This window comes from Nostoc sp. CmiVER01 (genome assembly GCF_034531135.2).
Classification (GTDB): Bacteria; Cyanobacteriota; Cyanobacteriia; order Cyanobacteriales; family Nostocaceae; genus Nostoc.
Genome location: NZ_JAVRBU020000022.1, coordinates 89,393 through 112,418 on the forward strand (window position 1 = coordinate 89,393; position 23,026 = coordinate 112,418).

At 40.8% G+C, this 23,026-nt stretch carries 27 protein-coding genes and 2 pseudogenes; 10 read left to right on the plus strand and 19 right to left on the minus strand.

All coding sequences use genetic code 11. From position 1 onward, the window contains the following. The first annotated feature begins 7 nt into the window (after positions 1–7). Positions 8–346, plus strand: a complete 339-nt coding sequence (gene trxA / locus RMZ43_RS30775) for a thioredoxin (protein ID WP_322654987.1) — start codon at positions 8–10, stop codon at positions 344–346. 197 nt (positions 347–543) lie between these two features. Here the strand turns inward: trxA and RMZ43_RS30780 are convergent, their stop codons facing one another. The 4 genes from RMZ43_RS30780 to RMZ43_RS30795 form a co-directional block, all read right to left on the minus strand. Next, on the minus strand, positions 544–1,077 hold the full coding sequence (locus RMZ43_RS30780; protein ID WP_322650511.1) for a dihydrofolate reductase family protein: 534 nt from the start codon (positions 1,075–1,077) through the stop codon (positions 544–546). Between the two features lie 35 nt (positions 1,078–1,112). Then, the gene (locus tag RMZ43_RS30785; RefSeq protein ID WP_322650510.1) at positions 1,113–1,367 is read right to left on the minus strand and encodes a TIGR03643 family protein; all 255 of its coding nucleotides are present in this window, start codon (positions 1,365–1,367) and stop codon (positions 1,113–1,115) included. A 51-nt stretch (positions 1,368–1,418) separates the two neighbouring features. After that, entirely contained in the window at positions 1,419–3,206 is a 1,788-nt protein-coding gene (locus RMZ43_RS30790; protein WP_322650509.1) for an ABC transporter ATP-binding protein, read from the minus strand. 88 nt (positions 3,207–3,294) lie between these two features. Continuing rightward, positions 3,295–5,088, minus strand: a complete 1,794-nt coding sequence (locus RMZ43_RS30795) for an ABC transporter ATP-binding protein (RefSeq protein WP_322654988.1) — start codon at positions 5,086–5,088, stop codon at positions 3,295–3,297. Between the two features lie 205 nt (positions 5,089–5,293). On the opposite strand from RMZ43_RS30795, the gene RMZ43_RS30800 reads away from it, so the two are divergent. Continuing rightward, a complete protein-coding gene (locus RMZ43_RS30800; RefSeq protein ID WP_322654989.1) occupies positions 5,294–6,361 on the plus strand; it encodes an L-histidine N(alpha)-methyltransferase in 1,068 nt (355 codons plus the stop codon). Positions 6,362–6,619: 258 nt separating this feature from the next. Here the strand turns inward: RMZ43_RS30800 and RMZ43_RS30805 are convergent, their stop codons facing one another. Continuing rightward, the gene (locus RMZ43_RS30805) at positions 6,620–6,832 is read right to left on the minus strand and encodes a type II toxin-antitoxin system HicB family antitoxin (protein WP_322650506.1); all 213 of its coding nucleotides are present in this window, start codon (positions 6,830–6,832) and stop codon (positions 6,620–6,622) included. Next, complete coding sequence (locus RMZ43_RS30810; protein ID WP_322654990.1) at positions 6,816–7,082, minus strand: type II toxin-antitoxin system HicA family toxin; 267 nt, start codon at positions 7,080–7,082, stop codon at positions 6,816–6,818. Before RMZ43_RS30810 ends, RMZ43_RS30805 begins: the two co-directional genes overlap by 17 nt. A gap of 195 nt (positions 7,083–7,277) precedes the next feature. Here RMZ43_RS30810 and RMZ43_RS30815 point away from each other — a divergent pair, with 195 nt between their 5' ends. Together RMZ43_RS30815 and RMZ43_RS30820 are read left to right on the plus strand one after the other, a co-directional pair. Further along, the gene (locus RMZ43_RS30815) at positions 7,278–8,048 is read left to right on the plus strand and encodes a pentapeptide repeat-containing protein (RefSeq protein ID WP_322650504.1); all 771 of its coding nucleotides are present in this window, start codon (positions 7,278–7,280) and stop codon (positions 8,046–8,048) included. A gap of 70 nt (positions 8,049–8,118) precedes the next feature. Then, a complete protein-coding gene (locus tag RMZ43_RS30820; RefSeq protein WP_322654991.1) occupies positions 8,119–8,742 on the plus strand; it encodes a TenA family protein in 624 nt (207 codons plus the stop codon). Positions 8,743–8,811: 69 nt separating this feature from the next. On the opposite strand, the gene RMZ43_RS30825 is transcribed toward RMZ43_RS30820, so the two are convergent. Then, a complete protein-coding gene (locus RMZ43_RS30825; protein WP_322654992.1) occupies positions 8,812–9,237 on the minus strand; it encodes a hypothetical protein in 426 nt (141 codons plus the stop codon). A 165-nt stretch (positions 9,238–9,402) separates the two neighbouring features. On the opposite strand from RMZ43_RS30825, the gene RMZ43_RS30830 reads away from it, so the two are divergent. From RMZ43_RS30830 to RMZ43_RS30840, 3 genes are all read left to right on the plus strand, one after another. Next, a complete protein-coding gene (locus tag RMZ43_RS30830; protein ID WP_322654993.1) occupies positions 9,403–9,825 on the plus strand; it encodes a hypothetical protein in 423 nt (140 codons plus the stop codon). Positions 9,826–10,038: 213 nt separating this feature from the next. Then, the gene (locus RMZ43_RS30835) at positions 10,039–10,254 is read left to right on the plus strand and encodes a hypothetical protein (RefSeq protein WP_322650500.1); all 216 of its coding nucleotides are present in this window, start codon (positions 10,039–10,041) and stop codon (positions 10,252–10,254) included. Further along, on the plus strand, positions 10,247–10,675 hold the full coding sequence (locus tag RMZ43_RS30840; RefSeq protein WP_322654994.1) for an aspartyl protease family protein: 429 nt from the start codon (positions 10,247–10,249) through the stop codon (positions 10,673–10,675). The genes RMZ43_RS30835 and RMZ43_RS30840 overlap by 8 nt, the downstream gene beginning before the upstream one ends. Before the next feature lie 303 nt (positions 10,676–10,978). Here RMZ43_RS30840 and RMZ43_RS30845 read toward each other — a convergent pair whose 3' ends face one another. From RMZ43_RS30845 to RMZ43_RS30855, 3 genes and pseudogenes are all read right to left on the minus strand, one after another. Then, complete coding sequence (locus tag RMZ43_RS30845; protein WP_322655002.1) at positions 10,979–11,290, minus strand: type II toxin-antitoxin system PemK/MazF family toxin; 312 nt, start codon at positions 11,288–11,290, stop codon at positions 10,979–10,981. A 56-nt stretch (positions 11,291–11,346) separates the two neighbouring features. After that, entirely contained in the window at positions 11,347–11,511 is a 165-nt protein-coding gene (locus RMZ43_RS30850; RefSeq protein ID WP_322654995.1) for a hypothetical protein, read from the minus strand. A gap of 155 nt (positions 11,512–11,666) precedes the next feature. Next, a pseudogene (locus RMZ43_RS30855) lies at positions 11,667–11,726 on the minus strand (DUF433 domain-containing protein); the annotation flags it as partial. Positions 11,727–11,809: 83 nt separating this feature from the next. Here RMZ43_RS30855 and RMZ43_RS30860 point away from each other — a divergent pair. Further along, positions 11,810–12,967: a PIN domain-containing protein gene (locus RMZ43_RS30860; RefSeq protein WP_322654996.1), complete on the plus strand. Its 1,158-nt coding sequence runs from the start codon at positions 11,810–11,812 to the stop codon at positions 12,965–12,967. A gap of 26 nt (positions 12,968–12,993) precedes the next feature. Here RMZ43_RS30860 and RMZ43_RS30865 read toward each other — a convergent pair whose 3' ends face one another. From RMZ43_RS30865 to RMZ43_RS30890, 6 genes and pseudogenes are all read right to left on the minus strand, one after another. Further along, a complete protein-coding gene (locus RMZ43_RS30865; protein WP_322654997.1) occupies positions 12,994–13,305 on the minus strand; it encodes a HigA family addiction module antitoxin in 312 nt (103 codons plus the stop codon). 128 nt (positions 13,306–13,433) lie between these two features. Further along, positions 13,434–13,769 carry a XisI protein gene (locus RMZ43_RS30870; protein WP_322654998.1) on the minus strand — a complete coding sequence of 112 codons (336 nt, stop codon included), beginning with the start codon at positions 13,767–13,769 and terminating at the stop codon, positions 13,434–13,436. Continuing rightward, the gene (locus RMZ43_RS30875; protein WP_322654999.1) at positions 13,757–13,990 is read right to left on the minus strand and encodes an element excision factor XisH family protein; all 234 of its coding nucleotides are present in this window, start codon (positions 13,988–13,990) and stop codon (positions 13,757–13,759) included. The genes RMZ43_RS30870 and RMZ43_RS30875 overlap by 13 nt, the downstream gene beginning before the upstream one ends. A 135-nt stretch (positions 13,991–14,125) precedes the next feature. Continuing rightward, positions 14,126–14,353 (minus strand): annotated as a pseudogene (locus RMZ43_RS30880) (element excision factor XisH family protein); the annotation flags it as partial. 107 nt (positions 14,354–14,460) lie between these two features. After that, a complete protein-coding gene (locus RMZ43_RS30885; RefSeq protein WP_322655648.1) occupies positions 14,461–18,444 on the minus strand; it encodes a magnesium chelatase subunit H in 3,984 nt (1,327 codons plus the stop codon). A gap of 454 nt (positions 18,445–18,898) precedes the next feature. Beyond that, positions 18,899–19,711, minus strand: a complete 813-nt coding sequence (locus RMZ43_RS30890; RefSeq protein WP_322655649.1) for a peptidoglycan DD-metalloendopeptidase family protein — start codon at positions 19,709–19,711, stop codon at positions 18,899–18,901. Positions 19,712–19,870: 159 nt separating this feature from the next. Between RMZ43_RS30890 and RMZ43_RS30895 the strand changes: the two genes are divergently transcribed. Next, positions 19,871–20,329, plus strand: coding sequence for a helix-turn-helix transcriptional regulator (locus RMZ43_RS30895; protein WP_322655650.1), 459 nt, complete (start codon positions 19,871–19,873; stop codon positions 20,327–20,329). Continuing rightward, positions 20,326–21,597: a lipid-A-disaccharide synthase gene (locus tag RMZ43_RS30900; RefSeq protein ID WP_322655651.1), complete on the plus strand. Its 1,272-nt coding sequence runs from the start codon at positions 20,326–20,328 to the stop codon at positions 21,595–21,597. Before RMZ43_RS30895 ends, RMZ43_RS30900 begins: the two co-directional genes overlap by 4 nt. A gap of 47 nt (positions 21,598–21,644) precedes the next feature. Here the strand turns inward: RMZ43_RS30900 and RMZ43_RS30905 are convergent, their stop codons facing one another. The 3 genes from RMZ43_RS30905 to RMZ43_RS30915 form a co-directional block, all read right to left on the minus strand. After that, positions 21,645–22,031 carry a hypothetical protein gene (locus tag RMZ43_RS30905; RefSeq protein WP_190909429.1) on the minus strand — a complete coding sequence of 129 codons (387 nt, stop codon included), beginning with the start codon at positions 22,029–22,031 and terminating at the stop codon, positions 21,645–21,647. A gap of 122 nt (positions 22,032–22,153) precedes the next feature. Next, entirely contained in the window at positions 22,154–22,612 is a 459-nt protein-coding gene (locus RMZ43_RS30910; RefSeq protein WP_322655652.1) for a type II toxin-antitoxin system YhaV family toxin, read from the minus strand. After that, the gene (locus RMZ43_RS30915; protein ID WP_322650489.1) at positions 22,605–22,937 is read right to left on the minus strand and encodes a hypothetical protein; all 333 of its coding nucleotides are present in this window, start codon (positions 22,935–22,937) and stop codon (positions 22,605–22,607) included. Before RMZ43_RS30915 ends, RMZ43_RS30910 begins: the two co-directional genes overlap by 8 nt. Between the last annotated feature and the right edge of the window lie 89 nt (positions 22,938–23,026).

A 23,026-nucleotide genomic window follows, 5' to 3' on the forward strand; every position in this document is an offset into this window, starting at 1 on the left:
TTAGAAAATGTCTACAGATACTGACATAGTTACTTACGTTCAAGAAAGCGAATTTGATGCTGTTTTAAATGGAAGTGAAGAGAAAGTTGTTGTTGTTGATTTTACTGCTACTTGGTGTGGCCCCTGTCGCTTGGTCAGTCCGTTAATGGATCAACTTGCTGAGGAATATAAAGGTCGCGCCAAAGTTGTTAAGGTAGACGTTGATAGCAACAAGCCAATTTTCAAGAGATTCGGTCTTCGCAGTATTCCAGCAGTTTTAATATTTAAAGATGGTGAGTTAGCACAAACTATCGTAGGAGTTTCAGCTTACGAGGAGTTTAGCAAAGCTGTTCAGAAGCTTCTTTAGGTAATTTGTAATGGGCTACGCCCCGCTACGCTAACGTAATTCGTAATTCGTAATTAAAAAGGGTTTTATATTAAGTCCAGATAATCATGGATCATTAAAGTTCCCTTGCGTCAATCATAATGATAAGTGTTAAACGGAACATGATATGATTCCACTGCCTAATGATGGCAGTCACGTAATTATGAATTATGAATTTTTTAAACCTTCTGTTTTCGCCTATAATGTGCTTGAAGTAAACCAGTAGAATATTGTTTTGAGCTAATCAGTTCCAATTCTTCTTCAGGGCTAGGCGGTGGGAAAAGGCGTATGCCGCCACCTAAGATAATTGGAATAGTTGAAATAATATATTCGTCAATCAAGCTGTGCTGAAGAAACGAATTGATTAATGCTCCGCCACCAACTAGCCAGATGTTTTCATAACCTTGAGCTTCTATATTTGCTAAGGCTGGCTCCACTGGAGCAGAAATAAATGTAACGTCTTCACGGTCAGATTGGAGAGGGCGCTGGGTAAAAACGAAGGATTTTTTGTCTGGATAAGGCCATTTATCAAAACCAAGCCCTACTTCATACGTTTTGCTACCTAACACGATCGCATCAATCGATTCGTAGAAATCAGTGTAACCGTAGTCTTCACCTTCTGTATCAAGGATTGATAGCCAATCAATTCTGCCATCGCTGCGAGCAATATAGCCATCCAAGCTCGCTGCAATGTAGAGTGTAACTTTCGTCATTGTACTTCTGAATGTGGTAGTTTTCACCCAATTACTTACGTTTTTTGATTATGCGATTTAAACCGACCTGCAATAAATTCTCGCTTAGATAAATGTTTTGTACCGCGTTTGGTAACTCGCTCTCGCCACATCTTGAAACTAGATTCTTTCATTTCGCGCCTCATTAGGGCGATTACCTCTTTCTCTAGCAGCCCAAACTGAGCCTCAATAGCATCGAAAGAGGTTCTATCTTCCCATGCCATTTCAATAATGCGATCAATGGTTTGTGAATCGAGGTCAGGTAGCTTCATTTCTTTGCTGGCGATTGATAAATTAGAGCTATATATATTTTACTTTTTGTTTTAAACCGTTGTGTCTGCTGCACCCAGTTGCAGAGCATAAAGGTTGGCATAAACGCCTTGCTGATTGATAAGTTCGGCGTGAGTACCCTGCTCTACAATTTCTCCCTGCTGAATTACTAATACCTGATCTGCCTGGGTAACTGTACTGAGGCGATGGGCAATTACGAAGCTGGTTCGACCTTGCAACAAACGAGCGATCGCAATTTGTACTAACGCTTCTGTACGCGTGTCAATGCTGCTGGTTGCTTCATCAAGAATCAGTATTCGGGGATTAATCAACACGGCACGGGCAATACTGATCAGCTGTCGTTGTCCTTGGCTCAAGGGTGCACCCCGTTCACCCAATTGAGTTGTATAGCCTTGTGGTAGTGAGGTAATGAACTCATGCACATTTGCCAACTGTGCAGCCGATTCGATATCAGCTTGAGTGGCATGGGCAGAGCCAAAGGCAATGTTTTCGGCTACAGTGCCACTGAATAGAATATTGTCTTGCAGAACGATGCCAATTTGTCGCCGTAGACTTGCTTGAGTAACGCTACGCACATCAATATCATCAATTTTCACTGCACCGCCAGATACATCATAGAAGCGCAAAATCAAGTTAATGATCGTAGTTTTTCCCGAACCGGTCGGCCCTACTAACGCAATCATCTGTCCTGGATAGGCGTGCAAATTTACCCCTTTGAGAACCAGTTGATCCGGGTTATAGCCAAACTTGACATTCTCAAATGTCACTTCACCCTGAATAGGCGGCATTTCTGTCGCATTGGGTGCGTCTTTGAGTTGTGACGGTTCATCTAACAATAGAAAGATTCGCTCTAACCCGGCGAAGGCAGATTGAGCTTGGGTGTAAAACTGGCTGAGAATTTGGATCGGGCGGAAGAACTGCTGGACGTAAAGTAAAAAGGATGTTACCACACCCACTGTTGCAGCTCCGGTGACTGCGAGATAGCCGCCATAGGCCAGCACACCTGCGGTTGCTAGGGTGTTGAGAAAATCAATGGAGGGCAAAAAGGCCGAAGTAATTGCTACAGCCTCGACGTTAGCATCTCTATTGGCAGCGTTAAGAACGTCGAACTCTTGAATATTCATCTGGACACGATTAAATGCTTGTGCTTCTCTGACGCTGCTAATATCCTCTTCTAACTTAGCGGAAAGCTCCCCAATAGTTTGTCGGGTAACGCGAAACCTAGCTCTTGCCCAACGTGCAAATAAGCTGGTGGTAAAAATCATCAGTGGCACAACCAGATTGCTCAACAAACCGAGTTGTAAGTTGATTGAGAGCATTGCAATGATGATGCCTACCAAACTGAAAGTGTTGCCCAGCATTTGGGCGATCGTTAGTCCAAATGCCTGATTTACAGTATTGACATCATTTAACAGGCGGCTCATTAAATCACCTGCTTCGCTGCGATCAAAAAAGCTAAGTGGCAGACTTTGGATTTTAGTGAAAATATCTTGCCTCAGTTGAGCCAGCAATCGCTGCATAATCCAGCCGACTCGAATAATTTGACCCCGGATTGCTAATACACCAAGTCCGTAGTTTAGGGCTAGTAGTCCTAATAAGAGTAGTAGTCCTTGCAAATTACCTTGTGCAATTAGGTGATCAATCGACCAGCCGAGGAAAAACGGGCCAATTGCCTGGGTTACAGCGCCAATAAATACTAATGTCAGGGCGATGGGAATTTCTTTGCGATAAAGTAGCAAGTATTGCAAAAAGCGCCGCAGGGTAGAAAGTTGTTTACTCGCTTGATCCTCAGATGCAACAACGGGAACTGTGCCTCTCATAGCAATTTTGGATTTTAGATTTTGGATTTTTGATTAAAAGTCTTTGTCTTGATTACAAGGCTGTGATAAAAATTTGATGCAAGACTATTTATTTTAGTTTGGTATCACTTTTCTCTTTCGCCTTTACTTGAGATTCCAAAATCACACCGTAGAGGGGGCTGGTTTGCATTAATTCCTCGTGTGTGCCTTGTGCTACCAATCGTCCTTTATCCATGAGAAAAATGCGATCGGCATTCTTGACGGTGCTGATGCGTTGAGCTACTACAAAAGTTGTACAAGCTTTTTGGCGCATTAAGTTATCTAGTTCGGCTTGAATCTGGGCAGCCGTTTTAGCATCTATAGCTGAGGTGCTATCGTCCAAAATTAGAATGCTGTAATCGGTTAGTAAGGTACGAGCGATCGCAATTCGTTGTTTTTGCCCACCAGATAAACCCACGCCCCGTTCACCCACAATTGTCTCGTAGCCATCGGGTAAACTACTAATAAAATCGTGCATTTGGGCAGTTTTGGCAACCTCTATCACCTCATCTAGAGTTGCATCGGGTTTTGCGTAGGCAATATTTTCGCGGATTGTACCAGAGAAGAGGGTGGTTTCCTGAAATACAATACCAATGCGCGATCTGAGGCTTTTGAGGGTGAAACTTTTTACATCTCGTCCGTCAATGCGAACTGCTCCCCCTGTGACATCGTAAAAGCGGGGAATTAAGTTCATAATTGTGCTTTTCCCGGAACCAGTCATCCCTAAAACTGCAATTAGTTCGTTGGGTTTGGTTTCAAAGGAAACTTCTTTGAGAGTTTCAGTTGTCGCTCCCGGATAGCGAAAGGATACATTTTCAAATGTGATTCTACCGCCACAGGTTTCAAATGGGACAGCACCGGGGCGATCGCGAATTTCTACCTCTGCATCTACAACTTCGTACACACGTTCGGCGGAAGCAGCTGATTGAGCGATCGCAGGTGCAGCAAACCCAATCAACAAAATTGGTTGGAGAATCAACGCTAGGTATGAGTTAAACGCCACTAGTTCACCAATGGAGAACCTACCCCCAATCACCTGCTCTCCCCCGTAGGCAAAAACTGCCAATGTTACTAAATTACTCAGCAAAAAGATAAACGGGAAGGTATTGTGGATGGCGCTAATGGTCTTCATATTTGCTCTGACTAGGGAATCATTCATGGTCGTGTAACGCGACCTTTCGGTTGATTCCCGCACAAAGGCTTTTACCACCCGGATTCCTAACAAGTTCTCTTGCAATACAGCATTGAGGTCGCTTAGTTGCTCTTGTACTTGCCGAAAAAGTTTGTTATTCCGGCTCACAAATTGTGCCATCAACCATGCATTTAGGGGCACTACCGTTAGTGTAATCAGTGCTAGTTGCCAGTTCATCACCAGCAAAACCACTGATATACTCACCAATGTCACAAGTGAACCGACGACCTGAATTAAGCTAGTGCCAACAAAGGTACGGATCTGCTCAATATCGCTAGTGACACGGGTTAACAGTTGGGAAGTCTGCGCTTGATCGTGATAACTGAAACTGAGATTTTGAATTTTGCTGAAAATTCTGTTTCGCAGGTCATAAGCTACACCTTGAGACGCTGCTTCCGCTAGATAGCTTTGTCCAAAGTTAAATACACCACGAGCGATCGCGGCGAGTACCATCCAGGCGGCGCTATACAGCACAATTTGGAGGTTGTTTTTCGTGATGCCTTGATCAATTCCCCACCGAAATAGTTGTGGGGTAACTGCGTTTGCGATCGTCAACAGCAACAGACTCACCAATGCTCCTAGCGAAGTCCATCGGTAAGTGCTTAAACTCTTAAGCACGCGCTGGATTGAGTGTATCGACGAAGTTTCCTGGAGTTCTGGTTGCTGAACCACTGGAATTTACCCCTGTATCTTTGAAAAATTATCTCGTATTTTGATGTAAAAAACCAATTGCCCAGTACGTAATATAGGATCTATTTCTGCTTGTAAGTCCAAATTTTAGTTCAAATTTTGGGACAGTGGCGTGAGAAAATACCTCTTTGGCAAGCATTGCAGCTAATCCATTTCAATAATTTCAGAAAACCCAAGAACAAGAATAATGGCTCAAAATTTTCATAGCAATTTCCAACTTCCCTCGGACATGTCAACTGCTATCAATCGCACAGCAAAGCCAAGTTCTGAGTTCTTCTCTATTTTTTCTGAGGAAGAAGTTTTAGGCATAATTCATGCATTAGAAGTCAGGCGAGAAATACCTCTAAAGTATTCTTATAAAGGTAGAGGCGCAAAAATCTGGGACGATTTTTATCGAAAATATGTGATTCCAACATGGTATCGAAGATCGAATGTAGAAATTGAGCTTTTAAAGGAAAATTTTAAATACTTGAATGACAATATTCAAATTGGTAAAAAAATAAATATTATAGATGTTGGCGCAGGAAATTCATATCCAGTTAAAAAGTTTATTAAAGGACTTAATAAACTAGGAAAAGTTAATAAATATATTGCTTTAGATATCAGCGAGGAATTGCTTCATGTATCCAAAAAAAATTTTAGCAAATGGTTTCCTCTAATTGAGTTCATCAGTTCCACAATTGATATAGAGAATAGTTGTGTGCCCAAAAGTTTATTTCAAAATAAAGTTAGCCTTGAAATTGACGACACAGCCAAAATATTTTTCCACTTAGGTGTTACTATCGGTAATCATCAAAATAGAGATGAGGTACTAAAAAACTTTAGAGATAGTATGGGAAAAAATGATTTTCTGGTGTTTACCAATGAAATTGGTTCTAACTCTAAATGGGATGGAAACGTCAGAGGTGGCTGCAAGTATCATGTAGAAGAAATATATGGATGGGTTAAAAGCAAGATTGGGATTAAATCTGAAGATTGTGAATTGGTGAGAAAGTATGATTTAAAGACAGATAGTATAGTTGCTAAGATGAAACTCCACCATAATTACACTCTAAATTTCAGTCAAATGGGTATAGATAAAAAGATTGAAATATCTAAAGGTGAAGAAATTACTATTTGGCGACATCATAAGTATGAAATCCCTAAACTTTTGCAAGAACTAGAACGTTCTGGATTGCAACTTATTCACTATACTATTGACAAATATAAATCACATATCATGGTGATTTGTAAGATTGCCAGTAAGGTTGAGTAATTCTATTAATGATTGAATTTTGGTTTTTGTAATTTTTTGAAACCCAACATTTTAAGCATGTCACGCTAGTGGGTTGGGTTGAGGAACTTAGCAAAATTTCGCAGGGTAATCTAACATTTTGCGGGTGTTTGTTGGGTTTCGCAAAGCCTCAACCCAACCTACAAAATTTATGGGTATCAAAAATTATTGAGTTTTGAATTTTGAGCGATCGCCCTTAGCGTCTCGTAGAGAAGCGACGTGACTTAGCTTGTGTATCAATTAAATGTACATCAAACGCGGTCTAGGCTGAGGAACTGTCCGCCCTAAATCTTTAGCTGTTTCTATCCATTCCTGCATCACTAATTCTACATTATGCAGAGCTTCTTGATAACTATCACCGTCAGCAGCACAGCCTGGTAATTCTGGTACTTCCGCAATAAAGGCTTGATCTAATTCACTCCAATAGAGAATAACTTCATAGCGAAACATCATTTTGGGTTCCTAACTTATACTTAAGAATTACTGCACGAACTTGTTTAATTTGATAACTTTTGGCTTTTCCTATCTTATGTTGCAGGTTTAATATTTCCTCAACATCGGCTTTGCTAAAAATACGATGATCGCCACGAATCCGCTCCTCAAAGCCTAGTCGATATAAAAGTTGCCACAGTTGGGCGAAAGGGATGTCTGTATCAGAAGTCCCAGAGAGGATCTTTTCTAAGAGTTTGTCTTGCTGACTCACGTTTTTATGGCTGTCTTAATGCTTCTATAGTCTCATATTTATTTAAAATCAGGGTATATGTAAATGTTTACTCAAATTTATAAGTGATCTAGGCAACTACAGAGGGCAAACTGTTGAGATTGCTCATATCATAATGCTGAGGTATAAATCCATCTCAGTTAGCGTAAGATATTGAGTAATAAATATTACATAAATATGAAGAAGCAAATTTTAGCCATAGCTGCCTTTTTAACCACAATTAGTTTGGCAACAACCGTACAAGCAGCAAATTCTGAACACGTTAAACAGTTATTGGCAACTAAGCAATGTCAAAACTGTGATTTGACTAATGCAGGTTTAGTGATGGCTGACTTATCTGGAGCCAATTTGAGCGGTGCTAATCTTACAGGTGCTAACCTTAGTCGGGCAAACTTGAGCGGTGCAGATTTACGGGGTGCTAACTTGAGCGGTGCAAGTTTGTTTGGTGTTAACCTGAGCGAGACTAAATTCCGTGGGGCAAATTTAGGGGGTGCTGATTTAAGAAATGCTTATTTAGCAAATGCAGAATTGACTGGTGCAAACTTGAATGGTGCTAACTTTCAAGGTGCCGTTGGGATACCATTACAAATTGCTTCACCAGAAGAATTTTATGCTTGGGGTGTAGCAGAAGGGCAAAAAGGCAACCAACAGCAAGCAATCAGTTATTTTAATCAAGCGATCGCTATTAAACCAGAATTTGCAGGTGCTTATTTAGCTCGTGGTATCGCTCGTTACCAAATACTAGATAGACAAGGTGCATTCCAAGATGCTCAAATTGCTGAAAAATTGTTTACATCCCAAAGCAATACCCCTGGAACCCAAACAGCTCAAGCTTTTATTCTAGAACTGCAAACACCTGTAAATGAGAAGGTAAGTGCTGGTAAACCCAGTTTTGTAGACTTTTTAGGAAGTCTAGGCTCAGTCTTGCTTCAGTTCTTCCCTTTTTAAAGGGGATAATAACAAATGACAAATACTTCGACTTACTTCGACTACGCTCAGTACAAGTGATAAATAACAAATGACTTTATCTCAGGAATTATGGGCAGCAAATCAAGACTTAGCCCAAGCTTGCCTAGAGCATCCTTTCGTTCAAGGCATTGGCGATGGTACTCTTGAGCAAGCTAAATTTGCTTACTACGTAGGGCAAGATGCTTTTTTTTTAGAAGCTTTTGCCCGTGCGTACAGTATTGCCGCAGCTAAAGCACCAGACTGGTTAGGTTTCACTACATTTCATAACTTAGCTAGTGGAGTTTTAGAAGAACTGCGGCTGCATAATGGCTATGCTTCTGCGTGGGGAGTCAATTTGCATTCTGTAGAACCAGGAGCCGCTACCCGCCACTATACTGACTTTTTGTTAGCAACTGCATGGGGTGGAGATGTAGGCTTAACTGCTGCGGCGATGTCTCCCTGTATGCGTTTGTATGCCTTTTTGGGAGAAAAGTTAGCTGCTAACGGCATTCCTAATCATCAATATGCAGACTGGATTCGTACTTACAGCAGTGCAGATTTTCAACCACTAACACAACAATTAGAAAATTTGGTTGACAATTATGCCGTTACTAATTCCGTTGTTGATTCAACCTATCGTTATGCGATGTTTTGCGAACGCGACTTTTTTCAGGCTGCGTGGATCTTGGAGTAAGGTAGCACAGCTAGCTGTGCTACCTTACTAACTTAACGAATAATAGCTCTTTCATTAAGTAAAATAAATTTAAACATTGCTCAAGCTGCCTTTGCCGTTAGTTGCAGTTTGGGTGGGTTGATTAGTGGGAACCGCAACAACTGAAGGAACTTGTGAAATAGATTTTTGACTAGTACTCCCCTTTCGGCGAGAGCCGCCTGCCTTTGAATACTCCATGCTGTTTCTGCCGTAAACAGTCGCAACTCCAGTAAGCATCCTTTCAGACAGTTCTGAGAGTGTTTGCTCCATCTGAGTTATCGTCTTACGAGATTCCTCAAGATTAGACAAAAGTGTATTATGAGCTTCTAGTGTGGCACGGGTGTTATGGATAAGGCGGGTATAAGCTTCAATGCTTAATCCATGCCCTAAATCCAGATTCTCATTGATTGATTTAAGCAAGGCGAGACGGCGTTGAGCTTTGTCTACAGCAGCAGAACCGCGAGTTTTTAAAGACATGGGAGATATTCCTGGAATACTTCTATTTCAACATACTGGCATTTGCTTCTACGTGATAAGAGTAGTTTCAGGGATTTAATTAAAACAGAATAATCGAGACTTACTCTGTGTTTATACTTGTCAAATTATATCTGTCTCTTGTTTCGAGATAAACGCAACAAGCAAATGCTGTCGCTCAACAAGCAAATGCGATCGCTCAACAAGCAAATGCGATCGCCCAACAAGCAAATACTGTCGCTCAACAAGCAAATACTGTCGCTCAACAAGCAAATACTGTCGCCCAACAAGCAAATACTGTCGCTCAACAAGCAAATACTGTCGCCCAACAAGCAAATACTGTCGCTCAACAAGCAAATACTGTCGCTCAACAAGCAAATGCGATCGCTCAACAAGCAAATGCGATCGCCCAACAAGCAAATGCGATCGCCCAACAAGCAAATACTGTCGCTCAACAAGCAAATACTGTCGCTCAACAAGCAAATACTGTCGCCCAACAAGCAAATGCGATCGCTATTTTGGAAAAGCGAGTGCGTTAGCGTACTTTACCGTAGGTATCGCCTTTCAGAAAACCTCAAAGACAAAGCGTAGATGCGTAGCGGCTTGTCGTTAGACATCGCCTATTGTGGAAGAGTGAGTGCGATGTCTACGACGGGCTACGCCTACGCATTATTAGCTGCTTAAATTGTCTCACCTGTAAGTCGCAGACGTGATTACTCTAGTTGTAGCTTAGGGTAAACGCAGTGAAACCCAACAAATTAAACTATGATCGAGAAGCAGACTTGATTTACTAGAGTGCTTTGCATGGTTTCAGCAGAATTAATTTCCGCTTTGCGAGAACTTAGTCGAGCAGATAAGTTTTATATTATGCAGGTTTTGATCTCAGAGTTAGCCCAACAGGAAACCGATCTGATTAAGCCCGATCAATCTTATCCTGTGTGGTCGCCTTATGATGCAGTTGAAGCAGCAGATACTATGTTAAAAGTGCTAGAAGCTGCTAAAACTCAAGACCATGCGTAATGCACAACGGTATTCCTTTATCCCGATTGATGTTGCATTGGGCGAAGCCAGTTTCCGCCCCTATCTACCTCTTACTTTGATTTACCAGCAAAATTCTGTGATCATATCCGGTCTGTTGGATACTGGAGCAAGCGTGAATGTGCTTCCTTATTCAGTAGGAGTTGAGCTTGGTTATGTATGGGAGCAGCAGACAACTGCATTGAGTTTGACAGGTAATTTAGCTCAATATGAGGCGCGTGTCGTGCTTCTTCAAGCAGTAGTTGGGCAATTTGAACCTGTACAACTTGTATTTGCATGGACACACGCTACAAACGTACCTCTGATTTTGGGGCAAGTTAACTTCTTTATGGAGTTTGATGTTTGTTTCTACCGTTCCCATTTACAGTTTGAGATCAGCCCTAAATCGTTAGCGTTAGAGTAGTGGGCGGAAACCTTTGGTGGGGGTAATTGTAAAGAGCGATCGCCTTACAGAAAACCTCAAAAATAAAGCGATCACACTTGTTACATTCTCAAAAGCGATCGCCTTTCAGAAAACCTCAAAAACACGGTGATGGACTGTTGTGAAAGAGTGAGCGATCGCTTTACAGAAAACCTCAATACAAAGCGTAAACGCCTAGCGGCTTGTCGTTAGACATCGCCTGTTGTGGCTTATGAAGTGCGATCATCTTGTTTAGGCATTCAATTATCAATTTTGTGAAGTTGCCAATACTATTGCTGACTCTTATCACAACCCCAACCAATACCGCAAAGATTGCTCTAAAAGTTCAGCATCAGCATCAGCTAACTTGCCGATCGCTTTTACAACCAAGCTTTCATGTACTGTGTATAGACCTCTCTCAACTGCTGTAGCCACGTTTAGCCCTGCTGTTGCCCATTCAGACAAGACAAACTCACCTTCTAGTAATGCCCCAGTTTTACTCGTCAAGGGTGTGATTAAGATGTCTTGAGAAATGTGTGGCGCACTTACTACAACAGCAGGTCTAACATTTTGAACTGGACAAATTTGAAAAGGGATACTGAACCAAAATGATGTTATTTTTAGAGTAGTTGGGCATAGACATCATCCTCAGCGTTATCCCAAACTGATGAGAGTCATGTTTGACTGGTTTGAAGCCAAAATTCAGTTTCATCATCAGGAAGCAGCGTTACTAGCACTCTTGTCCCTTCCGGTAATTCCTCTGACTCCAGCAATTCGATTTTTCCATTCCGAACAGTAGCCCAAAGCGTTTTTAGCATATCTGTTTTATGAATAGTCATGCTTTAATTTTATGCTTCGATAGTTTATGAGGAGCGATCGCTTTGCAGACAACCTCAAAAATAAAGGTAGACACGTAATAGCTTGTTGTTAGACATCGCCTGTTGTGGAAGGGTGAGTGATCGCTTTATTTATTTTATATTTAGGCATTCAATTCTCAAATAGCTGCTTGAATTGCCTCGTGTGTGAGTTGCGGATATGAATCTAAGATTTCTTCTAGGTTTTATCAGCAGCTAACTTTTCATATAAAGTATAAAATATGTAAGGTATTACAAGTATTTAGGAAAGACAGAGAAATAAATGATACAAAAAATCAGACAACCTACTCGTTTAGTTGCTTTAGATACAGAAGTATTTGATAGGGAAAACTTTAACTATCAATCTACATCCTTCAAAAAACTTATAGAGTTAGTTCAAGATGAAAAGGTTTGTCTGTATTTGACTACGGTTACACAGCAAGAAGTGATGGCTCATATTGAGCATTTAACCCAACAAGCTTCATTAGCATTTAAAAATCTTCACAAAGAGTTTCGTAAACAAGCTAAGATTATTCATAATTCTCTTAAATTTAAAATATTATTAAATTTATCTTTAAATAAGGATGAATTATCCGATGAATTAAAAGAACAATTCAACGAATTTATAAAAGAATCACAAATAGAGATATTAACAATAGATGCTGTATCAGCAGAATATATTTTTACTAAATACTTTCAAATACTTCCTCCTTTTGAAAATGGTCAAAAGAAGCATGAATTTCCTGATGCATTTGCCATAGCTGCAATAGAAGAAAAAGCTAAAACTGAAAATAGAAAAATATATATTATTAGTGGCGATCCAGATTGGCAGAAGGCTTCTAGTCAGAGTGAATATTTAATTTACAAAGAAAGCATTGACAAATTGTTAACAGAGATTATAGAACAAGAATCCAGTGAAGTAGATTTATGTTACAAAATACTTGATGATAATTGGGGCGAAATTAAAAATGAAATATCACATAGTTTTAGCTCTAGAGAATTTTCTTTAAGTGATGACTTTGCACATGGTTACTTTGAATTGGGTAGTGAATATATAGAAGTAGTAGTAGAAGAGATAATAATTATTGATAAATCTATTGTAAATATCGATGAAGAAGTTGAATGTCCCGTTGTTACCTTTGAGCTAAAGACTGAAATTAGTTGTACCCTTTATATTAGCTATGATAGTACGGAATATGCTTATTGGGATAGTGAAGATCATGTGTATTATGGGATTGAACAAGTGGAAGGAAAAGTACCTTATAAACTTTTAATACCTGTTGAGTTAGAAATTATTTTATTTAGAGATGAATCATACAATTTGTCTTTCAATGCTATTGAGAATGTTGACTTAGATCCAAATGGATTGATTGGAACTATTGTGTTAACGCCAGGTGAATTTGAGGAGATTGAAAAGGAGTTTGATTCTTGTTTCTTTTAGATAGAATATTTGGCATTTTGCCTACCCTACAATAAGTATTCTATTCCTTGAATTTCTTCTTTATGGCTTTGCCAAGCATCCCAAAGTTCAACTTTTTGCTGAAGATTAAGCCAAAGTCTTAGTCCATTTCCTAAAACTTTACCAAGACGTATTGCTATATCTACTATAATTACTCTTTGACCATTAATAATTTTCTGAACTGTTTGATTAGATACTCCTAAATTTTCTGCAAAATTTGCGGTATTAATATCTAAATGATCTAAAATATCTGCAATTACTTCGCCAGGATGTATTGGTCTTACTAATCTATCATCAGTAATATCTTGCCAACTATCCATAATTAATACTTCTTACTTTATGATTTAGTTAATCTTATTTAGCATTCTCTAGCCCATTAAGATCATATTAACACAGGAGTTGGGGTTAACATTCATTAAGTAGTACTTGGAGATTTTCAAAACATCTCTTAACTCACTGCATATTCTGTAAACTGTCTCATAAAAGGGGACTGAAAACCTAACACAATATCTTCCTTGGGAACTCCCGCAGCTACCAAATTAGCTGCGATGTCATCTTCTGTACCATTCCACTGAAGCCAAATTTTTCCACCCTTAATGTCAATATGGATAATACAACTATGTACCCAGTCTTGACCTTCCCAGCCTACATGAACTATTTGATAATGATTGCGTTCTGTATCAAAAATTGTTTCAACTTCTATATTTCCGTAAGTTGGTTTCTGCTCACTATATTCCTGTAATATTTGTTGTACAAGCTGGCGATATCGAGTTAATTTCTCCATTGGAAAATCACCTCTTGCTCTACATCATAGATAAGCATTTTTACTTGATTTTCTGCTATCATCTCTTTAGGGAAATCAAGTTGAAAAAATGTTTTGTAAATTGTTAAAGGTACTGCTAAATACAAAACACGCTTCGGTTGCCGCCGTCGTAATGCACCTCTATAATTAATAAACTGTCCTAAGAGGATGTTTGAAAAGTGGTATCTTGTGCTTTTAATCACATTTTTACCCCCCTTAATCCCCCCGATATATTGGGGGGAAACAAGAAAAATCTGGTTCCCTCCCCTTTATAAGGGGAGGGTTAGGGTGGGGTAAAAAATATGTGATACATGAATCATTACTTTTCAAACATCCTCTAATGCTGTATGAAATTCTGAAATAGCAGACGACCTTTCTAAAAAACTTTTGACTTCGACTGCAATTTTTTGTCCTTCACGTTCTGCTGCAATCAGCTTTTGGGAGGCTAAATCAATAGAAAGATTAACTCCACCCACGCTAATTGTGAGTGGATCGTTAGTAATTTGCCAACCGTCTTTCTGTAAAGCTGTTTTGACAACTTCATGAAAAACATCTTTAGCAGACATACATACCCCTAATTATATTTATTATTTTCATTTAGGCGCATTCTTTGTAATCTGTAAAAATGGTTGGCAGAATAGAGACGTTCTAGAAAACGCCTCTATTTTGGTTGTTATTCTATTCCTTCAATCCGGTCTTCAACTTCTTGGTACAACTCGCGCAGACGATCTAAATTCTCCTCGCTAGTCTCCCAATAACCGCGTCCATTCACTTCCAACAAAGTTGATACAACTTTGCGGAAAGAATGAGGATTAAGGTTCAGCAACCGTTTCTGCATTTCTTCATCTTTGATGAAGGTTTCGTTAGTATCTTCGTAAATCCAGTTATCCACAGCGCCGGCTGTCGCACTCCAACCCATTGTATTTACCAATCGCTTGGAGAGTTCGCGCACACCTTCGTAACCGTGATTCAGCATCCCCTCGTACCATTTGGGATTTAATAATTTGGTACGCGCATCCAAACGCACGGTTTCTGATAGTGTACGCACTTGGGCGTTAGCTGTGGTTGTGTCTGCAATATAAGATGCTGGTTTTTTACCATCACCCCGCAGATTTGCCACAAGCTTAGTAGGATCTGAATCGAAGTAGTGGGAAACGTCCGTTAAGCTAATCTCAGAAGAATCCAGATTTTGGAAAGTTGCATCAGCAGTTTTCAATGTACTTTCAAAAATCTGCCGGGATTCATCCATGATTCCGGGGTTATCGGAATTGAAGGAGAAAGATTTCCGGTTGAGATACATTTCCTGTAACTCGGCTTCGCTATCCCAAGTGCTGTTTTCTACCGCCAAATTGATATTTGACGAGTAGGAACCAGAAGCGTTGGAGAAAACGCGCGTCGCTGCTTGACGCAGATTAATCCCCATATCCTCAGCTTGTTGCAAAGCATGTTTGCGAACAAAGTTCATTTCTAAGGGTTCATCTGCTTCAGCCGCCATCTTCACCCCTTGGTCTAGCAAGTTCATTTGGTTGATGAACAAGTCGCGGAATACACCAGAACAATTGATTACTACATCAATTCTGGGGCGTCCCAACTCTTCTAGAGATATCAATTCTAACTTGTTCACCCGTCCCAAAGCATCGGGAACTGGACGCACGCCTACCATCCACATAATTTGCGCTAGGGATTCGCCGTAAGTTTTGATGTTATCGGTTCCCCAAAGGACGCAGGCGATGGTTTCTGGCCATTTTCCATCGTTTTCAGCTTTGTTACGTGCCAAAAGCCTATCTACAACGATTTTGGCTGATTGTACTGCTGCTGTTGTTGGGATGGATTGCGGATCTAAAGCATGCATATTCTTACCCGTGGGCAATACATCCGGGTTGCGGATGGGATCGCCACCAGGGCCAGGTAAAATGTACTCGCCTTCTAAGCCTCTAAGTAATGCTCCTAGTTCGTTGTCGGCACAAACTTGTTGCAGGCAGAATTCCAAATATTCAAACAGGGGTTTTAGGGCTGTGGTATCGACTTTGGGATAACCTGCTTTATGCAATGATTCTACCCAAGGTTCTTTTTTACCCATGTTGAAGAAATTCAACCGGGAAACTAGAGAAACTCGTCCTTCGGCGTCGGTTTGCTCTTGAACAAGGGCGGTAACTGCTGCACGGGTTGCTAAGGTGATATCTTGCAATAACTGGACATCTTGTAAAATGCCCCGATCGCTATTTTGGTAAATATCATCTATATTACGCCCAATGCTGTTAGCGATAATTCCCGGTAAGCCTTGAAGTCCTTCTTCTTGACGATCTAGACTAGCAATGTTGACAAGAGTTGCGATCGCTTCTTCTGCACTTGGCGGTTTACCAATAACGTGTAACCCACAAGGCAACAACCGAGACTCGATTTCCATCAACTTGCGGTAGACGTTGCCAACAATATTATCGCGATCGTCGGTACTCATGTCTCTGGCATCGGTTTCTGGCAGGTCAATATCCTTATCCAGATTCACGATCCGGCATTTATCCATGATGCTGTTGACAATGGAAACACCGCGTCCACTATCTTTTAAGGTTTGGTAGGAAGCAATTAATTCGCTGAGTTCCTTTAAACCTTTATACAAACCAGCATTTTCTGCTGGCGGTGTCAAGTAAGAAATTGTTTCGGCATAACTCCGACGTTTGGCAATCGTCGCCTCACTTGGATTATTCGCTGCATAGTAATACAGGTTGGGAATTGAGCCAATCAAGTTATCTGGATAACAATCACCAGACATCCCCATCTGTTTACCTGGCATGAATTCCAAGGAACCGTGTGTACCAAAATGCAGTACAGCATCAGCTTTCCAAACTTGCTCTAGGTAAGTGTAGTAAGCAGCAAAACCGTGGTGAGGACTAGCTGAACGGGAGAATAACAACCGCATTGGGTCGCCTTCGTAACCGAATGTAGGTTGGACACCGATGAAGACGTTACCAAATTGCTTACCATAAATTAGCAGATTTTGCCCGTCGCTGTTAAGGTGTCCGGGAGGTGGGCCCCAGTTTTCCTCTAGGCGTTGAGAATATGGGGTCAGCGCCTCATACTCAGGAACCGACATCTTATAAGCAACGTTCAGTTCTGGGCTGTTGTACTGCGCTTGGGCGTCATGGATGACTTCTTGCATCAACGCTTCGGCGGATTCTGGCAATTCTGGTAAGTCGTAGCCGTTATTTTTGAGGGCTTTCATTACCTCATAAATTGAGCCGAATACATCCAAGTAAGCGGCGGTTCCGACGTTGCCTTTATCTGGTGGGAAACTGAAAACGGTGATGGCGACTTTCTTCTCCAGCTTCGGTTTGCGGCGCAGATTTGCCCATTTTAAGGCGCGTTCGGCTACTGCTTCAACCCGATCGCGCAGGGCGATCGCTTTCCCTGTAGCCCCATCTCTACCCGATAATATAATTGGCTCAATTGCTCCATCCAATTCAGGAATTGCAATTTGCAAAGCTACTTGAATTGGATGTAACCCTAAATCGCTATCCATCCACTCTTCTGTGGTTTGGAATACTAAGGGTAACGCCACCATATAAGGACGATTTAACCGTTTGAGTGACTCAATTGCTTTGGGATGGTCTTGTCTAGCTGGGCCACCCACTAAAGCAAAACCAGTTAGCGATATCACTGCATCTACTAACTGTGTGTTGGTATTTGGTTCATAGAAGTAAGCATCCACAGGCTTGGAGAAATCCAAACCACCAGCAAAAACTGGTAATACCCGTGCGCCTAGTGCTTCTAGCTCCTGCACCATTGCGACATAATGGGCATCATCGCCTGTAACTAGGTGAGTGCGTTGCAATACTAATCCGACACAGGGAGCTAAGGGATCTTTGAGATCGTTAGAAATATCCTTACGAGCTGTGTACCAATTGAGGTACTCTCTGACATCTTCAAACATACTAGGAGCCAAAGGATGCCAAATCCCTAAATCGGGATAAACAACTGGCTGCTGATATGTAGAAGGTGCAATTTGTTTGTCTAAACCTTTAAATACATATTTATCAGCTAGCATCAGTAAGAAGTTTTCCAAATTTTCTGGAGAACCACCTAGCCAATACTGAAAACTGAGCATGAAATTTCGAGCGTCCTGTGCCTTGTCCATCGGTAGAAACTTCAGCACTTGCGGCAGCGTTCGCAAAAGCTTCAGCATCCCATCTTGGAATCCCGCACCGGATTTTTCTTTGCGTTTCCGCATGAATTGAGCGATCGCACTTTTTGACTGACCCAACTGTGCTAGGGAAAAGCTACCCATTTTACTCAGGCGCATTACCTCTGGCATTGAGGGAAAGACAACGGAAACGTCCAGATGATCGCGGTGTGGTTCTACAGCTGCTACTACTTTCTGTGCTAAGTCTTCGATGAAAATGAGGGAAGCGATGAAGATATTCGCACTCTCCATTTCTCGTTTGAACTCTTCGTAGTTCTCAGGGTCGCGGAGTTCCTCAATCAAGTACCCACTGATTTCAATCGCCAAGTTGGGATTGTTCGCGTTAATCGTGCGAACCGCTTGCGACAAAGCACTCTGGTACTGGGACTCAAGCACGACATAGACCACCTTGATTAAATTACGTCCGCGTAAGTTATCTGGCGCAATGTGTCTAATGGTGGACTTGACGTGTGTGAACATGCTTCTTCGGCTCCTTTGATGCGTGTTCTCTGAAGGAAGTTCCTAGCGGCATCATCAGCCACAGGTAACTTTGTGATCTTTAGGCAATATGTGTTTTTTATCAGAAAACGCTTGCCCAGTGGGCATTTTATCGTGTATCTGACACAAATCGATATAAAAAACGAAATATTTCTTTGTAATTGTTGACTGATTTAAAAGTATCTGCTCACTAATTTGTAAATTTTTATTTACATCGATAATTAACTATTTAGTTATTAATGCTATAAAAATATAGTCTTAGAGAAAAGAGATTTTGAGAGCTTTAGATAAATTTTCTTAAGGTTAAAAATATCAATAATAAAAAAGTGAAGATGCAGCGTTTCATATTAGAAAAACTTACGGCTTCTAAAATTTTGATAAAAAACCCCGCTATCAGAAAGCGGGGAAATTTAAGTTTAAAAAACTAGATAGAAAATTAAGGTTGGGAACCAGGAGCATTACCATTAATAACAGCACTTGCTATCCAATTATTAGTACCAGCAATACGATACCAACGGCGATCGGGCCTACCTGTCCAAGTATCTGCTACGGAATCGCCATATTTCCATCCATCAAAATTAACTCTCACAGTACTCCCCAATCTTCCAACAATTGAAGCAGATGTGGAAGTGCCAGAGCGCACATTAACTCCACCAGGAGCAGTAACTCCACTGAAATTGACACGGGTGAAGTCGTCAATAACAATACCATTTCTGGAAGTGTATGTCCCACGCGTTATAGTTACAACTTGATAACCATCCACAACTAGGTTGCGGTTTGGGAAATTTATATGAAGATGGGGGCCTGTAGATATCGCACACTTAGGATCATTAGGAGTGTCAGCAGCTACTACACCTATCTGTTGTCCTTTTTTGAAAAATTGACCTGGATACAAACCAAATGCTTTAAGGTGCATTAGTGTGTAATTACCATCTGGAGATTTAAAGAAAATAGCATTATGATTATCTGCTCCTCTAGCTTGACAAACGCTGATTATTGTTGAATCAACAGGTGCCAATACTGGAGTACCCGGACTAATAGCGAAATCAACAGCATTCGATTGTGTATTCCAGCCATCATTATGAGAACCAGTTCCTCTGCTAATCGTAGCGCTTTTACCTGCTTGCCAAGGAAAACTCCAATCTGCTGCCATAGCTGGTGTAGCTACAGCAGAACACATCAGGATTAAAGCAGGAAACGCGATCGATTTTAACTTTACTCCAACTTTTAATTGATATTTGTTCATCATCTTGTCCGTATAGTTTGTAGCTTTTATGTCAATAATCTAAGTATCTGTTAATTAAAAGCTAACTAACTTCTAGTAAGCGTCAGGAATTATGCTAGGATTACATCAGTAAAAATTGTTACCATCGTAAATATAATCATGCCATCCAGCAATGAACCGTTCATGCAAGCAGCGAATAACTGGGACTTGGAAACCCTTTACTCTGATTTGTCATCAATGAAAGGTAAGGGTTTAACACCAGTGGAAAAGCGACACTTGCGGGGTTTGCTTTGTGGCTGTAGTCCATCTGAAATAGCTGAGAAACTCGGTAAAAATGGGAAGGGTGTAGAAACTGACCTCTGTGCAACTATATACAGGTATGTAAAAAGTCTGTTGGATAAGTCTGATGAAAAGTTAGAAAATTGGCGAAATATTTCTGAATGGCTTGATGATGCAGGGTATAAAAATCAGTCGATAACAGTTCCAGGCTTAAATTTATCGCCTGATAAAGCAGTAGTTAATGTAATTAATATAAATATTGAAAATAATCAAATAGTATTTTTGATTAGTATGAAAATTCCAACTTCTCAAGATTTAAATTTTTTGGAAGATGAATTACATAATTTAGATAAGTATAAATGACTCAAGTAGATATTCTCATCCTTTCAAATGGCCCAGGTGAAGTAACAACCTGGGTACGTCCAGTGGTAAAGGCGCTGCGGCAAGAATTAGGGGATGACCCTTCTTTAGTAAGGATTTCTGTGGTATTATCACCTTGCTCAAATGCTAGTGGAAAAGAAGCTGCGATCGCTCTTTCTTACCCAGAAGTAGATAGAGTACAGTCAGCAGAGCATTTTTGGCAATTTTTGCTTTGGGGTAAAACTTTTGAGAATTGGGACTGGAGAAGTCACGGTGTAGTAGTTTTTCTGGGTGGCGATCAAATTTTCCCCTTAGTCATAGGCAAAAAGCTGGGATATCGCACAGTAGTTTACGCCGAATGGGAAGCTCGTTGGCATAAGTGGATTGATCGGTTTGGGGTGATGAAACCTGAAGTTGCTGCCCGTGTCCCCCAGAAATATGCTCACAAATTCACTGTTGTCGGTGATTTGATGCTAGAAGCACAAGAACAAGTCAGCACTCCCTATTCCCTACTCCCTACTCCCCACGCCCCAATCATTGGTCTACTTCCTGGTTCAAAAACCGCAAAATTAGCCCAAGGAGTACCATTAAGTCTAGGCATTGCTGAATACGTTCATGCAAAAAGACCTCAAACTAAATTTGTGATTCCTGTAGCTCCAACTTTAGATTTACAAACTTTAGCTAGTTTTGCCGATCCTCAAAGGAACTCTATTACTGAAATCTTTGGCTTTGGCGGTGCTTCCTTAATTGTCCCAGAGCACGCTAATAGCAAAGCATTGCTTAAAACAACAACAGGCTTAACTGTAGAACTGTGGCAAGAAAACCCTGCATATCACTTATTATCCCAGTGCTGCATCTGCTTGACTACAGTGGGGGCAAACACTGCCGAACTCGGTGCTTTAGGAGTGCCAATGATTGTTTTGCTGCCAACTCAGCAACTTGATGCCATGCGTGCTTGGGATGGTTTACCTGGGTTGTTGGCAAATCTGCCGGGAGTAGGTACGCCTTTTACAAAGGTAATTAATTGGTTGTTCCTAAGATTTGTAAGACGCAAAGGTTTATTAGCATGGCCAAATATCTGGGCACAGGAAGAGATAGTGCCAGAACTTATGGGTAAACTTGAACCACAAGAAATTGGAGAAATGGTTTTAGACTTACTAGCCCATCCAGAAAAATTGGACGATATTCGCGCTAAACTCCGTAATATTCGTGGTGAAAGTGGTGCAGCTCAAAAGATAGCACAGATTGTTGGTGAGGAAATTAAGAAGTAAAGGGATTGGGAAACAATTCAAAGTTATTCTTTAACTTTCTTCTCTAATTAATCCGAAGATTCGCCATCCCTGCGCCCAAGTTCATAAATGCCAGCGCCCATACAAGCTAATATTCCTGTACTAATTCCCCAACTTTCACCTAAACTAATTTCTAGAATCCAGTTACATAAAGCACCGACTACCAAAAAAGGCACAATGCTAAATAATGAGGCGTAGAAAGAGTTTTGGGATTCTCTGGCTTTACGAGTCTTTTCAAATTCTGATTGACTGGTATAAAGCGATCGCTCGGCAAAGTTAAACCAACGGTTGAGTTGTTCGATTACCCATTCATTAACTTGGGAAAAACCTAGATATAGCGCCAATGACCACAAACTCGCTCCGGCGATCGCGATCGTGTCTAACTCAAAGCGGAAAGGCAAAATTTCAGTCAGCATTGCTTATGGGAGTCCTGCAAAGGGTTGACTTTAGCTTTTAATAGATGCTAAATAAACCTCTTGTGCAATTTTAAGCATAAACGTTAACAAGATTTCAACTACTTGATAACTCTCTTGCTCTTTTAATCATCCGTTATCTCATAATCTTTCAACAACTCATCTAAAGTGTCTGGAAATTTCCCTTGTTCAACCATCTTAGTAAACACCTGGTAGCAGTCATTTTTCGCCCCCTCTTTACGTGGAAACCCTAACCACAAAATTACAATTACTTTCAACTGTTCCGTATCAAACGCCTTAAAAAACAGCCGATACCGTTCCGGTAAACCCATCTTTTTCACCCGTCCATAGCGTTTTAACGCCCCTGTCAAGGCAAAATGACTTGCAAACGGATCAGAGGGAATCTTAGTTTCAATTGCAACAGTAATTGCTGCAAACAATTTTACCGTTGCATGGGTTTTATATTCAGCCTCTGGTAATTGCTCCCGTAAATGGGAAACGCGCTCAAATAATTCTTGATATTGAGTAGCAAATAGTTGTGGGTGAAAATAAACTACCCATCCATTACTGACAAAACTAGCCATCTTCTAATGACTCATCGTCTAATTCCACACCTACAATTAGGTCGCGGGCAGCCTCAGACATTTCAGTTGTATAAGGTTGCAGTGTGTTATTTTTGAGCGCTTCTGCCATAACAAAATCGAGAAACAGCCGCATCATTACTGAGTCTTCGGCGTCTTCATCATCACCAGATTTTAAAATCCGTAAAATTGCAGTATCCGGCGACAATACCTCTATCCAACCATCTGCATTGGCAAACTGAGGATGTTCCCGATAAAACTCAGCCGGTAGCCTAAACCCTGCACTGTTACCAATTTTAGTACTACGAATGCTGTAGGAGTTACTCATCTTCAAGGGTATGTACATTACGTACTTACATGATAACAATTTATGGACTGTTATCGCTTTTGGTGCTATTTTGGCTGCCTAAACACGCA